Source organism: Mycobacterium sp. P2_H7, from assembly GCF_056403275.1.
On the sequence record NZ_JBFUFU010000003.1, the window covers coordinates 1 to 13,528 of the forward strand.

General features: G+C 68.8%; 15 protein-coding genes and 1 pseudogene. 7 read left to right on the forward strand and 9 right to left on the reverse strand.

Annotated elements, in window-relative coordinates; genetic code table 11:
* A pseudogene (locus AC1DY7_RS03260) lies at positions 1-156 on the forward strand (HNH endonuclease); the annotation flags it as partial.
* Here AC1DY7_RS03260 and AC1DY7_RS03265 read toward each other — a convergent pair.
* Positions 137-985 (reverse strand): enoyl-CoA hydratase/isomerase family protein, encoded by an 849-nt coding sequence (locus AC1DY7_RS03265; protein ID WP_477492419.1) that lies wholly within the window; start codon positions 983-985, stop codon positions 137-139. The pseudogene AC1DY7_RS03260 and the gene AC1DY7_RS03265 overlap by 20 nt on opposite strands.
* A gap of 175 nt (positions 986-1,160) precedes the next feature.
* On the opposite strand from AC1DY7_RS03265, the gene AC1DY7_RS03270 reads away from it, so the two are divergent.
* From AC1DY7_RS03270 to AC1DY7_RS03285, 4 genes are read left to right on the forward strand one after another with little or no spacing between them, the layout of a single operon-like run.
* Entirely contained in the window at positions 1,161-1,625 is a 465-nt protein-coding gene (locus tag AC1DY7_RS03270; RefSeq protein WP_477492229.1) for a MarR family winged helix-turn-helix transcriptional regulator, read from the forward strand.
* The gene (locus AC1DY7_RS03275; protein ID WP_477492230.1) at positions 1,622-2,425 is read left to right on the forward strand and encodes an ATP-binding cassette domain-containing protein; all 804 of its coding nucleotides are present in this window, start codon (positions 1,622-1,624) and stop codon (positions 2,423-2,425) included. Before AC1DY7_RS03270 ends, AC1DY7_RS03275 begins: the two co-directional genes overlap by 4 nt.
* Positions 2,415-3,227 carry an ABC transporter permease gene (locus AC1DY7_RS03280; RefSeq protein ID WP_477492231.1) on the forward strand — a complete coding sequence of 271 codons (813 nt, stop codon included), beginning with the start codon at positions 2,415-2,417 and terminating at the stop codon, positions 3,225-3,227. Before AC1DY7_RS03275 ends, AC1DY7_RS03280 begins: the two co-directional genes overlap by 11 nt.
* Before the next feature lie 51 nt (positions 3,228-3,278).
* Complete coding sequence (locus tag AC1DY7_RS03285) at positions 3,279-3,563, forward strand: Rossmann-fold NAD(P)-binding domain-containing protein (protein WP_477492232.1); 285 nt, start codon at positions 3,279-3,281, stop codon at positions 3,561-3,563.
* On the opposite strand, the gene AC1DY7_RS03290 is transcribed toward AC1DY7_RS03285, so the two are convergent.
* Together AC1DY7_RS03290 and AC1DY7_RS03295 are read right to left on the reverse strand one after the other, a co-directional pair.
* The gene (locus AC1DY7_RS03290) at positions 3,555-5,321 is read right to left on the reverse strand and encodes a glycosyltransferase family 39 protein (protein WP_477492233.1); all 1,767 of its coding nucleotides are present in this window, start codon (positions 5,319-5,321) and stop codon (positions 3,555-3,557) included. The two genes, AC1DY7_RS03285 and AC1DY7_RS03290, sit on opposite strands and share 9 nt — an antisense overlap.
* 60 nt (positions 5,322-5,381) lie before the next feature.
* A complete protein-coding gene (locus AC1DY7_RS03295) occupies positions 5,382-6,587 on the reverse strand; it encodes a maltokinase N-terminal cap-like domain-containing protein (RefSeq protein ID WP_477492234.1) in 1,206 nt (401 codons plus the stop codon).
* A 52-nt stretch (positions 6,588-6,639) separates the two neighbouring features.
* On the opposite strand from AC1DY7_RS03295, the gene AC1DY7_RS03300 reads away from it, so the two are divergent.
* Together AC1DY7_RS03300 and pyrE are read left to right on the forward strand one after the other, a co-directional pair.
* On the forward strand, positions 6,640-7,455 hold the full coding sequence (locus tag AC1DY7_RS03300) for a HugZ family pyridoxamine 5'-phosphate oxidase (RefSeq protein WP_477492235.1): 816 nt from the start codon (positions 6,640-6,642) through the stop codon (positions 7,453-7,455).
* A 33-nt stretch (positions 7,456-7,488) separates the two neighbouring features.
* Positions 7,489-8,055: an orotate phosphoribosyltransferase gene (pyrE, locus tag AC1DY7_RS03305; RefSeq protein WP_477492236.1), complete on the forward strand. Its 567-nt coding sequence runs from the start codon at positions 7,489-7,491 to the stop codon at positions 8,053-8,055.
* Here pyrE and eccD read toward each other — a convergent pair.
* From eccD to AC1DY7_RS03335, 6 genes are all read right to left on the reverse strand, one after another.
* On the reverse strand, positions 8,052-9,590 hold the full coding sequence (gene eccD, locus AC1DY7_RS03310; protein ID WP_477492237.1) for a type VII secretion integral membrane protein EccD: 1,539 nt from the start codon (positions 9,588-9,590) through the stop codon (positions 8,052-8,054). The two genes, pyrE and eccD, sit on opposite strands and share 4 nt — an antisense overlap.
* On the reverse strand, positions 9,587-10,987 hold the full coding sequence (locus AC1DY7_RS03315; RefSeq protein WP_477492238.1) for a MinD/ParA family ATP-binding protein: 1,401 nt from the start codon (positions 10,985-10,987) through the stop codon (positions 9,587-9,589). The genes eccD and AC1DY7_RS03315 overlap by 4 nt, the downstream gene beginning before the upstream one ends.
* Before the next feature lie 92 nt (positions 10,988-11,079).
* A complete protein-coding gene (locus tag AC1DY7_RS03320; protein WP_477492239.1) occupies positions 11,080-11,370 on the reverse strand; it encodes a WXG100 family type VII secretion target in 291 nt (96 codons plus the stop codon).
* A gap of 36 nt (positions 11,371-11,406) precedes the next feature.
* Positions 11,407-11,715: a WXG100 family type VII secretion target gene (locus tag AC1DY7_RS03325; protein WP_477492240.1), complete on the reverse strand. Its 309-nt coding sequence runs from the start codon at positions 11,713-11,715 to the stop codon at positions 11,407-11,409.
* A gap of 105 nt (positions 11,716-11,820) precedes the next feature.
* Complete coding sequence (locus AC1DY7_RS03330) at positions 11,821-13,134, reverse strand: PPE family protein (protein ID WP_477492241.1); 1,314 nt, start codon at positions 13,132-13,134, stop codon at positions 11,821-11,823.
* A 47-nt stretch (positions 13,135-13,181) separates the two neighbouring features.
* Positions 13,182-13,478, reverse strand: coding sequence for a PE domain-containing protein (locus AC1DY7_RS03335; RefSeq protein WP_477492242.1), 297 nt, complete (start codon positions 13,476-13,478; stop codon positions 13,182-13,184).
* Positions 13,479-13,528 lie beyond the last annotated feature (50 nt).

Sequence of the window (13,528 nt, forward strand, 5' to 3'; positions counted from 1 at the left end):
GAACGACACGGCCGCCACACCGCCGACTTCACCACCCCCACCGGGGCCACCTACCGATCGACTGCCCCACCCCTACCCGGGCCGCCCACCCGAAGACGGCTCAGCATCGCCGAAGGACGACTCAGCGTCGACCTCATCACCTTCGACGCTGCGTAGCCGTCGGATCGACCGGGCGGCCGGTCCACCGCGGTGCCCGGTTCTCCAGGTGGGCCCGCACCCCCTCGCGGGCATCGTCGTGGGCCATCACCTCGAGGTGGATATCGGTCTCCCTGGCGCCCACCTGGTCCCGGGTCAGCCCGAACGAATCCCACAGCAGTCGCTTGCTCGCGGCCACCGACATCGGCGCGGTGTTCTCGGCGATGTCACGGGCGACCTCCAGTGCGGCGGGCAGTACCTCGGCGGCATCGAGCGCCCGGCTGCCGAGCCCGAGCTCGACCGCGCGCCGCCCGTCGAAAGTTACTCCCGTGAAAAGGATTTCCGCGGCAGCCGAGATACCCACCAGTCGGGGCAACACCCAGTGGGAGTAGGCGTCGCCCACCACCCCGCGGCGCACCTGCACCACGCCGTAGCGGGCATCGGCCGCGAAGATCCGGATGTCGCATTGCAGGGCCAGCGTCAGACCGAGACCGATGGCGTGCCCGTTGACCGCCGCGATCACCGGCTTGTCCAGGCTCCAGGCCGGCACGTCGATGCCGGCGGCACTGAAGCCCTCGGCCGGTTCGGCGAAGGTCCGGTCGCCTTCACCCAGGTCGGCGCCCGCACAGAMCGCGGGCGGCGCGCCGGTGAGCACCACGGCACGGACCGTATCGTCGGCGTCGCAGCGGCGGTAGGCGTCGGCAAGTTCGTCACGCATCCCGTCACCGACGGCATTGCGCCGGTGCGGGCGGTTCAACGTGATGACCGCGACGCCGCCGGCCATGTCCAGACGCACGGTCCGATACTCATCCACCACATCATCATGGCCACCCGTTGCCGGGCTCGCCATGGTGTTCGCCGGTGTCTGCATGGGCGCGTGCGTGCGTACCCATTGGAACAGCTCCAATCAGCCGTTACGCCGGCTTGCCGCGATGGTCAGCCAGAGCCGCGACCGGCACCGCTGAACTCCCCTGTACCGCAAGCACGTTCGCGTCGGCTGCAATTAACTCTGTAACAGAGGTAATATGGCGCAGGTGGACACCTCCGCCGACCTCAGCACCGAACTGTTCAGCGTGGTCGGTCGCTTCCGGAGGCAGCTGCGCCGATCCACCGGTGGCGGCGGTTTCGACCGTTCCGGCCTGACGCAGTCCCAGGTGGAGCTGCTCCGTCTGGTCGGGCGCAATCCCGGCATCTCCGTACGCGAGGCCGCCACCGAGCTCAGCCTGGCGGCCAACACGGCCTCCACTCTGGTCTCCAAACTCACCGCCGACGGACTGCTCATCCGGACCGTCGACGACGTCGACCGCAGGGTCGGACGGCTCCATCTGGCGGCGCCGGCGCAGCGCATCGCCGACGACTCGCGCCATGCCCGCCGCGCCGCCCTGGCCGACGCCCTCGAAGAGCTCGACCCCGCCCAACTCGACGAGCTGACACGGGGCCTCCACGTCCTCGCCGAACTGACCCGGATACTCCAGGAGAGGCAGCCATGACACCCGCCATCGAATGCCGACGGCTCACCCACCGCTACGGCCAATTCACCGCCGTGCACGAACTCGACCTCGACGTGCGCAGCGGCGAGACCATGGGACTGCTCGGCCCCAACGGCGCGGGCAAGACCACCGTCATCCGCGTGCTCACCACGCTGACGCCGGTCCAGTACGGCGACGTCCGGATCTTCGGGCTGGACTCCCGGCGCGACACCATGGATATCCGGTTCAACATTGGCTATGTCCCCCAACAACTTTCGATCGAGGCGGCGCTGACCGGCCGGCAGAACGTCGAGCTGTTCGCCCGCTTGTATGACGTACCGCGCCGGGAACGTCCCGCCCGCGTCGCCGACGCGCTGGCCGCCATGCAACTCTCCGACGTCGCCGACAACGTGGCGGGCACCTACTCGGGCGGCATGGTGCGCCGCCTTGAACTGGCCCAGGCGCTGGTGAACCGCCCGTCGCTGCTGCTGCTCGACGAACCGACGGTGGGCCTGGATCCGATCGCCCGTGACAGCGTGTGGGAGCAGGTCGGCCGGATGAAAGCGGAATTCGGGATGACCGTGCTGTTGACGACGCACTACATGGGCGAAGCCGACGCGCTGTGCGACCGGGTGGCGCTGATGCACCACGGCCGCCTCCAAACCGTCGGCACCCCAGCCGAACTGAAGGCCACGGTCAGCGACACCGCCACGTTGGAAGACGTCTTCCGGCACTACGCGGGCTCCGATCTCGACGAACCCACGCAGGCGGGACTGCGTGAGGTGCAGGCGGCTCGCAGAACGGCGCGTCGTGTCAGCTGAAACCTTCACCCTGGTCCGGGCACCGCACGGCTGGCGCCGGGCGCACGGCCTGATCCAGCGGATCGGCGCCTTCGCGCTGGTCGAACTGCAGAAACTGCGGCATGACCGCACCGAACTGTTCACCCGGATGGTGCAGCCGGCGCTGTGGCTTCTCATCTTCGGCCAGACGTTCAGCCAGCTGCGGGTCATCGACACCGGCCACGTCGACTATCTGGCGTTCCTGGCCCCCGGCATCATCGCCCAGTCCGCCCTGTTCATCTCCATCTTTTACGGCATCCAGATCATCTGGGACCGCGACGCCGGCATCCTCGCCAAGCTGATGGTGACCCCGGCACCGCCGTCGGCGTTGGTCACCGGGAAGGCCTTCGCCGCGGGCGTGCGGTCGGTGGTGCAGGTCATCGGTGTGGTGGCCCTGGCCTATCTGCTGGGCGTGCACATGACCGTCAATCCGCTGCGCATTCTGGGTGCGATGGCGGTGGTGGTGCTGGGGTCGGCGTTCTTCGCCTGCCTGTCCATGTCGCTGGCCGGACTGGTCCGCAATCGGGACCGGTTGATGGGCATCGGTCAGGCCATCACCATGCCGCTGTTCTTCGCCTCCAATGCGCTGTATCCGGTGGACGTCATGCCGCAGTGGCTGCGTTGGCTCTCGGCGGTCAATCCGCTGAGCTACGAGGTGAATGCGTTGCGCGGCTTGCTGATCGGCACGCCCACCAACGCCTGGCTCGACATCACCGTGCTGGTGGTCGCGGCGGTGCTCGGCATTGCGACCGCCTCGGCGCTGCTGCGCCGGCTTGTCCGCTGAGACACACCCACCACATATCGGAAACCCAGTTTCGTGGCGTTGAGTTGAGCCATGAACGCAGACGCTGCACGAGTCGTCGTCGTACTGGACGCGGGAAGCATCGGGGGATGCCATGCGGCCCAGGCCTTGCTGGCCGACGGCTGCAAGGTGGTGGCCACCGACAGGCACGCCGCCGACCTGGTCCGGATCATCTACGGCCAGCGGGCGGACAACCTGCTGCTCCTGGCGGCAGGCCCCGACCAATTCGGCCAGGTACTGGCCAGGGCGAGAACACGATTCGGCCGGGTCGATGCCGTCATCCGGCCGACGCAGTATCCCCTGCCGCTCTCAGCGTGACGGCGCCGTGAGGTCATACACCGTCGTCGACCCGATGACCGTGGCCGGGAAATGCGCGGCCACCCACTGCGTGATGTCGCCGTGATTGCGGGTGGTCAACGACGGACCGTGCCCGGACGCCTTCTCCACCAGGTAGTAGGCGACCTGACGGCGCGCCACGTCGTCTTCGAACTGCGCCAGCGTCGGTGCCGGGTCGGTGCCCGAGAAACCACCGATGGCCATAACGGCGGTGTGCGTCGAAAGTTCCAGGGCCGCAGCACTGTTGGATCGTTCGACCGCCGCCGACCACGGCGCGGTGCTCGCCGTCAACAACTGCTGCAGCGCCGGGGTGTCCACGTCACGACCCCACATGCCGATGTCCTTCCCGGTGCGGTGCGGGCCGACCGTCGGGCCGCTGCCCTGATGCGCGTTGGCGACGGTGGCCACCGCGTAGGCTGCCGGCCCGAGCAGGGCGGCAGCCACGCCGAGCATCAGCGCCACCACCGGGCTACGGATCCACACCACCAACCCGGCGACGGCCAGCACCACGATGGCCCACCGGATCACCGGCAACCAGTGCGGGTTTCGGTGCAGCAGCCCCCAGCCCCACCCCGCGGTGCCGGCCAACAGTACGGTCAAGCCCACCCGGCCGAACACGCTGTCGCGACGCACCCACATCTGGTGCACCCCGATGGCGAACATCGCGGCCACCGCGGGCGCCAAAGACAGGCAGTAGTAGGCATGCACGGTGCCGTGCATCAGGCTGAGCACCAACCCGTCCACCAGAATCCAGCCACCGAACAGCACCGCGCCCGCCCGGACCGGGTCGGTGCGCGGCGCCCGCCCACGTTCCACCAGCACCAGCACGGCGGCCAGCAGCGCCCCGGGCAGCAGCCACCCGATCTCGAAGCCGTACTCGCCGGTGAACAACCGTGTCACACCATGCGACGTGCCGCCCCAGCTCCCGACGCCGATCGACGCGAAGCTTGAGGTATCACGCCGGCCCAGCACACGCGCAAAACCGTTGTAGCCCAATACCAGATTCATGAAGTTGTTGTCCGAGGAGCCGGCCAGGTACGGCCGCTGCGAGGCCGGCCAGATCAACGTGAGCACCACGAACCAGCCCGCCGACACCACGAACGCCGCCAAGGCGGCCGCCGTGTGCGCGGCCCGGGCCCGCCACGACACCGGGGCGGCCAGCCAGTAGGCCGCGCCGATGGCCGGCAGCACCAGCAGCCCCTCCAGCATTTTGGCCAGGAACGCGAAACCCAGTGCCACTGCGGCCAGTACCAGCCAGCGGGCATCGGGGCGTTGCCAGGCTCGCACCGTGCAGTACGCCGCGATGGTCATCAGCAGCACCATCACCGCGTCGGGGTTGTTGAACCGGAACATCAACGCCGCCACGGGCGTCAACGCCAACGCGGCACCGGCCAGCACCCCGGCCCATGGACCGCTGATCCGGCGGACCGCGCCGTACACCAACGCCACCGACAACACCGCCATCAGCGCCTCGGGCACCAGCATGCTGGCGCTGCTGAACCCGAACAGCTGACCTGACAGGCCCATCACCCACTGCGACACCGGCGGCTTGTCCACGGTGATGAAGTTGTGCGAGTCCAGCGACCCGAACAGCAGCGCCTCCCAGTTCACCGAACCGGCTTGCGCGGCCGCGGCGTAGAACGGGTTACCCATCCCGTTGACGGTGATGTTCCACAGGTAGAGCGCCGCGGTGGCGAGCAGCAACACGGCCGGGACGGCCCTGCCCCGGAGGTAGGTCACATCTGACAGTCAGCCATCGCGACCGTGAACGAACCTGTGAGCGGGCCGTGAGGACGCTGGCTATCCGGCGAGCACCCTCGTGACGGCGCCGAGCGGGATCGGCAGCCAGTCCGGTCGGTAGCGGGCCTCGTAGCCGACCTCATAGACCGCCTTGTCCAGTTCGTAGGCGGCGAGCACCGCGGCTTCTGCGCGTGGGTCGGTGCCGCTGACCGCCGCGTAGCCGTCGCAGAACGCCGTGCTCTGGCGGGCCACCCAGTCCCGCGCGCCGTGGGCCGCGTAGTCGTAGGAGCGCAGCATCCCGGCGATGTCGCGCAGTGCCGAGTCGGGGCGGCGGCGTTCGGCCAGTGGCTGGCCGGGCTCGCCCTCGAAGTCGATGATCAGCCAGGTGGTCGGGGTGCGCAGCACCTGGCCGAGGTGCAGGTCGCCGTGGATCCGCTGCACGGTGCTGGACGCGTCGGTCAGTTCGCGGTAGCGCGTCTCGATCTGCGGCACGAGGTCGTGCAGTTGCGGCACCGCGGCGGCGACCCCGTGCAGCCGCTGAATCCAGGTGTCGACGGGGAAGTTCGTGGTGGATGTGCCGAGCGCCTTCGCCAGGGCGGAGTGCACCGAACCGACCGCTTCGCCGAGTCGGTACGAGTCGGCGGTGAAGTCCACGGTGTCGTCGCCCGCGGCGGCCAGCGCCAGATCCCAGCCGTCGGTCGAGCCAGCGGCGAAGGTGGTGAGCATGCCCAGCGCATAGTCGCCCAACTCGTAAGAGCCCAGCAGTGGGGTCACATACGGATTGCCGGTGAGTGCGCGGGTCAGTTCGATATCGGGGTTGACGCCGGGGATGACGCGCCGGAACACCTTGAGAATCGCCTCGTTGCCGAACACCACGCTGGTGTTGGACTGCTCGGCGCCCAGCCGACGGCCTGCCCGGTCCTGTGGCAGCGGCGCACCCGGTTCGCGCAGGAAGGACACCCGCCCGACGTCGTCCCCGGCCTCCAGCAGGTTCAGCAGGATGCCCGCGGCCGCGGGATCGGCCATGGCGTCGTAGCCGTCGCGGTCGCCGTCGGAGCCGATCCTGGCGTCCTCGGAACCGACGTCCCACCGCACCAGCACCTGGTACTGCTCGGACGGCCCGTCGGTGAAGCGGACGTCGAGCAGGGCCAACTCCAGGTCGGGCGCCAAGGGCACCGTCTGGAGCGGCTGCACCGCGGAAAGTTGCCTGCCACGTCCCGAATACCACCGTTGCGCGGGCAGCCAGGTATCGAACGGAAGATTCACGCTTCGTTCGTACCCGACTGCTCTTGTTCGTACACCCGGGTATGGTGCCGACGTGGCTGATTCCGGCTCTACCCTGCGTGATCACGGCGATCCGGGCGATGCCCCGTCCATCCCGCCGGCCCTTTCGCCCGTCGTCAATGCGACCAGGCCGTCGGCGGCCGAGGAGGCGCGCACCATCGCCGCGTCCACCAACGCCGGCACCCTGGCGACGCTGACCGCCGACGGCGACCCGTGGGCGTCGTTCGTCACCTACGGTCTGGTCGGCGGCGCGCCGGTGCTGTGCGTGTCCAACATGGCCGAGCATGGCCGCAACTTGTTCGGCGATCAGCGGGCCAGCATCGCGATCGTGGCGCCGGATGCTCCGGAGGATCCGCTGGCGTCGGGCCGCGTCACGCTGGCCGGTGTCGCCACCCGGCCCGAGGGCGCCGCCCTCGACGCCGCGCGGCAGGCGCACCTGGACGCGGTGCCCGCCGCCAAGTACTACATCGACTACAGCGATTTCACCTTGTGGGTGCTGCAGGTGCAGCGGGTGCGCTGGGTCGGCGGTTACGGCCGGATGGATTCCACCAGCGGTGCCGAATATGCCGCCGCCGAACCGGACCCGGTGGCCCGCCATGCGGCCGGGGCCATCGCGCATCTCAACGCCGACCATGCCGACGCGCTGACGGCCATCGCCCAGGCCCTCGGCGGGTATCCCGATGCCACCGCCGTCACCTGCACGGCGGCCGATCGGTACGGCCTGGATCTGCGGGTCGTCACGCCCCGCGGCATGGCCTACACCCGGGCCGGCTACGCCGAGCCGATCAACGCGATCGGTGACCTGCGGGCGGCTTCGGTCGAACTCACCCGGCGGGCCCGGCAGGGCTGAGCGGCCGCCATCGGGTGCAATACGATTCCGGGTATGCAGCGTCCGGACACCTGGCAGGCGGCCTTCGATCTGATCCGCACCCGCGCCCACGAACGGCGTGAGGAGCCGTTCCGGTTGGTCAGCGGGCAGCTCAGCCACGACTACATCGACGGCAAGTACGCCATCGACAACGGTGAGCGGCTCACCACCGTCAGCCGCGCGGTGGCCGACCTGGCCGTGCAGCACGGTATCGAGTTCGACGCCGTCGGTGGGCTCACCATGGGTGCGGACCCGCTGGCGCACGGCATCGCGATGGTGACGGGCAAGGCCTGGTTCTCGGTGCGCAAGGAGCAGAAGCAGCGCGGGCGTGAGCAGTGGATCGAGGGCACCCGGCTGCAGGAGGGTGACCGGGTGCTCCTGGTCGACGACGTGATCAGCACCGGTGGGTCGACGGAGAAGGCCTACGAGCGGGTTCTGCAGGTCGGCGCCGTGGTGACGGGCGTGATCCCGATGGTGGACCGCGGCGACGTGGCGGCCGAACTGTTCGGTGGTAAAGGTATCCCGTTCGTCGCGCTGGTCACCTATAAGGATCTGGGCATCGATCCGGTGAAAGCGGTCTAGAAGCGCAGGTTGCGCAGCAGGTCGTACACGCCCGCGATCCACAGCAACAGGGGGATCACCGCGGCGATGGCCGCGCCGTCCAGCAGTTCCAGGATGCGTTTGGTGACGGGCGAGACCCGCTGCACGTCGTCGGTGGCGCCCACGAGAATCAGGGCGATCCCCGCCACCGCCGCGTAGATGGCCAGCACCAGCCACGCCGAGTGCGGATACCACTGGCACAGCCGGATCATGACGCCGGTCGGCACCACCACGGCGACGGCCAAAAGTGCCCAGGCGCACCACCGTTCGGCGTACAGCCGGGACCGGAAGCCGCTGACCGCCGCCACCAGCCCCGCCACGATCAAGCTGTGGATGAAGAAGTGTCCCTGCTGCACCACCGCGATCGCGCCGGCCGCCAGGACCACCGCACCCGCGGTGAGGAAACCGTTCAGCAGTTGCTTGGAGAGCTGGCTGCGCTCGCTGAGCCGGGCCGCCGACTCGGGGACCGACGCGATGATCGCCTGCCACGTCGGGCTTTCCTCATCGGCGCCGTCGGGGTGCGAAACCGGGTCCAGCAGTTCGTCATTGGCCACCGTCTCACCCGGTGCGGGGATGGGTGGCAGAGCGATACGTGCGACGGCGACGGTCAACTTGGCCGCATTCGTCACCACGATCAGGCCGAACGCGATGGCACCGGCGGGTACCCACTCCTGGGCGCCGTACCCGTAGGCGACGGCCGCCGCGGTGAGGGCGGTGGCACCGACCGCGAGGAAGGACGACAGATCCGCACGTTTGCGTGGTCCGCCCCGGGTGGCCAGCGCGTAGAGCAGCACGACACCGGCCGCGCCGGCGATCTGGGGTGCGCCGAGTCCGTCGGCATCCCTGGGCAGGGGCACCGCCAGCGCGACGGCTCCGGCCAACGCGGGAAGTGCGGCCACCAACAGGCTTTCGGCCATGTCGAGATTTCCGAAACGATTCTTCGACAGCAGGGCGCCGCCGAGCAGACCCAACCCGAGGACGCCCAGCACCACAGCCCACCACCAGGCGTGCCCGGCCTGAGACCATGCCAGCAGCGCCGTGATGACGACGACGGTGGAGACCACCGGAAGTGCCAGCCCGACAAAGCGGTTCAGTGCGGTGCGGTCGAAAACCGGCGACTCGTCGAGCACGGCGATCGCGTCGATGACATCCTCGACGAGCGGCCGGTACCGTTCGGTGCGGCTGACCGACACCAGCGTCAGCAGTGACCCGTCCACGACACCGGCATCGTCGAGCGACTCGGTGGCCTTCAGCGGCGGGGCGCCCGGCCGCGCAAAGGCCCACTCGCCCTGCGCTTTGAAGTCGAACCCGGCGAGCACTTCGGCCGGGGTGTCATCGAGCAGGTCGGACAGAACGGCCACCGTCTCGTCGATGTACGTCTCGATCGAGGCGGCCGACGGCAACACCAGATCCGTCAGGCGCCGGCCGGTCAGGATGGTCACCCTGGTCGTCGACGGCCGCCCGGGCGTCACGCTCGCGGACGCGGGCGCGGCGTGTCCTGCCGAGGTGGCGGTCAACGACGTTCGAGGCGGTCGAAGTCGTCGGACAGCGCCGCGGCGAGTTCGACGATCCGGCGCTGGAAGGTGCTGCCGAGCAACTCCAACTGAATCTCGGTGCCCGCGGCGATGTGCTTGTCCCAGGGCAGGACGATGACCCGGCCGGGTGCCACGTGCCGCTCGAACTGCTGCACCAGGTCTTCCACGTCGATGTTGGTCTTACCCGGCGTGACGTGGTTGATGACGACGCACGACCGGCCCAGCAGATCCTGATATCCGTTCTGCCGCAACCAGTCCATGGTGACCGCGGCCTGGCGGGCCCCGTCGATGGAGGCGCTCGCGACGATCACCAGACCCGACACGGTAGACAGCACGCCGCGCGAGGCCGGCTGGAACAACCCGGCGCCACAGTCGGCCAGCACCAGATTGTAGTAGCGCGAGACGATGCCGACCGCGCCCTTCCAGTCGTCGTCGTTGAATTCCCGGCGAGCCGCGCTGTATTCCTCCGAGGAGAGCACCTCGAGGTTGGCGCCGTTCATGCTCGTGTAGGCACGAATGTCGTTGTACCGGGACAATTCCTGATCCGACAACAGATCTGAGACCGTCGCGGCGGACTGCCGGCCGGCCCGATCGGCGAGATTTCCGCCGTCGGGATCGGCGTCGATCGCGAGGATGCGGTCGCCACGCACCCGGCTCAGCGCCGAGCCGAGCGCCACGGTGACGGCGGTCTTGCCGACGCCGCCCTTGAGCCCGAAGACACCGATCTGGTAGGAGTCCCTGGCGTTCCGGCGGATTCGCGCATGCAGGTCCATCTCGTAGACCTCGTCGGGCGAGAGCCCGAGGTTGATCCGGGAGAACATGTACAGCCAGTGCCGCCAGCCGCGCTGGGACGGCATCTTGACCGCACTGCGCACCCCGACATGCGAAAGTGCGTCGATGGCACGGTGATTGCCCATGCTGGCGGCCGAGGTCGGCGCCGGCTGGGCCGGGATCGGCTGGCTCTGTGACCACACCGGCTGTTCATGAGCCTCGGCGAAGACATGGCTGGGCGCCGGAGCAGGGGCCGGCCGGGCCTGCGGGGCCGGCGCGGGGCGCTGTTGCTCGTGGCGGGCACCCGACGTCTGGGCGGGCGCAGGGGTGCGCAGCATGCCGCTCTGCGCGCGCTGCGGGCCGGTGTGCTGGGCCGGACGGATCTGCTGGGTGATCTCCGCCTCGCGTGGGGCGGGTACACCCGACGCCTGGCTCTGCGTGGGAGCGATCGGCATCGACGGCGGGGTGAGCTCGTTCGTGCGCGGTGCCGATGCGTGGATCGGCATCGGAGGCGGCGTGAGCGCCGGTGCCGCACCGTCGTTTTCGCTGCTGGCCTCTCCCTCGGCTGGGCCGGCGGAGTGGAAGAGCCGGTCATAGTCGGCCGACATGATTACCTCTCATAGGTGATACGCGATTGTGCACGCACGAGGTGGGCGGACAGGCCTCAGGCTAGTCCGCCCACCTCTCTTGCACGGTGGTTCTAACCGGCGAACATCCCGGCGACGCCGGTTTCGGTCTGCGCCATGGTCTGCGCGGCTTCATCGACGGTCTGCGCAAGGTTCTGCAGCGCAGAGTTCAGCTCGGCGGCGGTGCTGTTCCAGCGCACCTGCAGGGCCTGGTAGGACTCCTGCGCGGCACCCGTCCAGGTCGAAGCGAGCCGGCCCAGCGAGGCCTCACCCTCTTCGAGCAGGCTCTGGGTGGTACCCACGGAACCGTGGATGTCGGCGGCGCCGGCCATGATGGCGGCGAAGTTCCATGTCTGCTGGCTCATGATGTGTTTTCTCCGTTTCTTTCGGTGGCTTGGGTGCTAGAGCATCCGGCTGGCGAGGGCGCTGGCCTGGTCGTCATCGGTGCTGCCGTACTGCGTGCCACCGATTCCCAGGTTCTGGGAGATGTCGTCGAGCTCCCGGTTCTGCTGGATGGCGGCCTCGTGGAAGCGCAGCAGCGCGGCCTGCGCTGCGGTCGCCGACGCGCCGACCCACGCCGGCTGCAGGCCGGAGGCGGTGGCCTCGACGTGAGCCATCACGGTCCGGAGTTCGTCCGCGATCCGCTGGAAGTTGGCCGACTCGCCCGCGATGACGGAGAGATCTGCTTCCATCCCCTGTCCTGAAGTCATGGTGAAGCTACCTTTCCTTTTCCTGTGTCCTCACCACGTGCTGGCGAGTCTTCCAGCCCCCTCGGCCGGGAAGTTCTTGTGTTGTCGGAGACGGCCATCGGCCGCCTACCAGTCGTCATCGTCTTCATCGAGACCGTGCGCCAGCGGTGACGGGGTGGCCAGCGCCTCCCGCTTGCCACCGTCCTTTTCCCGCTGGTGCGCACCGTGCATCGGACTGCCGTTGCCGCCGCCCGCGCCGGAGCCGACCGGCGCCAAACCGGTGCCGGATCCCGCGGCGGCCGCACCGGTGGGTACCGGAGTCGACTGCGTCGGCGAGCCGACGAGACTCGACATCAGCGGCGTCCGCGCCAACGTGCCGCCCGCACCCGGCAGCGACGCGGCGCGCACCAGCCCAGCTCCCGAGGTCGCGCCCGAGCCGCCGAGCAACGGGTGTTCGGAGAACGGGCTGGCGCCGATCAGGCCGAACTGCCGACCGCCACTGCCGCCCATCTGCCCGAAGATCGAACTCACTTGTTGCAGTGGCGAAGTCAGCGTTTGAGCAGTCTGCGTGACGCCCTGCGTCATCTGTTGCGGCGCCTGCATCAAGGTCTGCCCCAGCTGCGAGGCGATCTGCATGCCCTGCTGCGCCCCCTGCTGGAGGAGCTGCTCGGTCATCTGCCCTTGTTGCTTGTCCGCCTTCTGCGCCGCCCCTTGCGCCCGCTGCTCACCGTGGTTGGCGAACGCCGCCCCGCGACCCACCGTCAAACCGGCCGACTCGAGGGTGGCCTGCATGGTCGTGTGTGCGAACGCCGCCTCCCGCATGGCCGAGCCGGGAAGCGTCGCGGCGAGTTGACCGGACGCCATGCTCAGCGCCATCTCCCCGATACCCGGCATGACGATCGGCTGCGCGGGCAGGATGGGTTCGAAGATGGTGTTCGCGGTGGTCTCGGCCTGATAGCCGAACATCACCGCCGCCGCCTGCTCCCACATCCGGACGTAATCGGCTTCGTTGATACCGATCGGCACCGCGTTCACGCCGAGGAAGTTGGTGGCGTTGAGCGTCGCGTTCGTCACATGATTCATCGCGATCTCGGGCAGCGGCGGGGTGACCGCCATGGCCAGCATGTACGAGTTCGCTTGTGCGATGGCCTGCATCGCGCGTTTCTGCGACTGCAGGGCGGCGGTGCGCAGCCACACGACCATCGGAGTGGTGGCGGTAACCGCCTGTTCACTCGCCTGGCCCTGCCACGAACCCGTCAGCGAGGCGAGGCTGGCGGCCAGCTCCTCGGCCTGAGTCTCCAACGAGATCGCCAGGGTCTCCCATGCCGCAGCCGCCTGGAACATCGGCGTCGGGCCGGCTCCAAGCATCAATCGGCCGGTGTTGATCTCTGGTGGCAACGCTTCGTAGAACATCGCCAACATTGCGGGGACTGCAGACATTGTTTGCCAGCTTCGCTCTCGTCAATTGCGCGTGAACGATGGATGAATCACATGAGTGTGGCGGCGCCCTCGGCGTCCACCGTGGTGTAGATGCCCGACGACTCCAGATAGGCCGCACCGGCACGCGCCAACTCCTGCTGAGCGAACGCGTTCAGCGCGGCGACCTGAGCGGCCTCGCTGGCAAATGCGAGGGCCGCCTGGACTGATACTTCCTCGGCTCCTGCAGGCACGAGGGCCATGGCCTCGGCGGTCGCGGTGGTTCCCGTGGCCAGACCACGTCCACCATTGGCGACAACCTCGCCGCCGATACCCAACACTGCGGGCGAATGTTCCATCGGTTGCATGAGCAGTTCCTCCTCAACGGTTCCAAACGAACTGGATGACATCTTCGGGA

Excerpts from the sequence above, each read along its gene's own strand:
- AC1DY7_RS03335 (WP_477492242.1), bottom strand. The coding sequence starts at position 13,478 with ATGCAACCGATGGAACATTCGCCCGCAGTGTTGGGTATCGGCGGCGAG.
- AC1DY7_RS03325 (WP_477492240.1), bottom strand. The coding sequence starts at position 11,715 with ATGACTTCAGGACAGGGGATGGAAGCAGATCTCTCCGTCATCGCGGGC.
- AC1DY7_RS03270 (WP_477492229.1), top strand. The coding sequence starts at position 1,161 with ATGGCGCAGGTGGACACCTCCGCCGACCTCAGCACCGAACTGTTCAGC.
- pyrE (WP_477492236.1), top strand. The coding sequence starts at position 7,489 with ATGCAGCGTCCGGACACCTGGCAGGCGGCCTTCGATCTGATCCGCACC.
- AC1DY7_RS03320 (WP_477492239.1), bottom strand. The coding sequence starts at position 11,370 with ATGAGCCAGCAGACATGGAACTTCGCCGCCATCATGGCCGGCGCCGCC.
- AC1DY7_RS03315 (WP_477492238.1), bottom strand. The coding sequence starts at position 10,987 with ATGTCGGCCGACTATGACCGGCTCTTCCACTCCGCCGGCCCAGCCGAG.
- AC1DY7_RS03330 (WP_477492241.1), bottom strand. The coding sequence starts at position 13,134 with ATGTCTGCAGTCCCCGCAATGTTGGCGATGTTCTACGAAGCGTTGCCA.
- AC1DY7_RS03285 (WP_477492232.1), top strand. The coding sequence starts at position 3,279 with ATGAACGCAGACGCTGCACGAGTCGTCGTCGTACTGGACGCGGGAAGC.
- AC1DY7_RS03275 (WP_477492230.1), top strand. The coding sequence starts at position 1,622 with ATGACACCCGCCATCGAATGCCGACGGCTCACCCACCGCTACGGCCAA.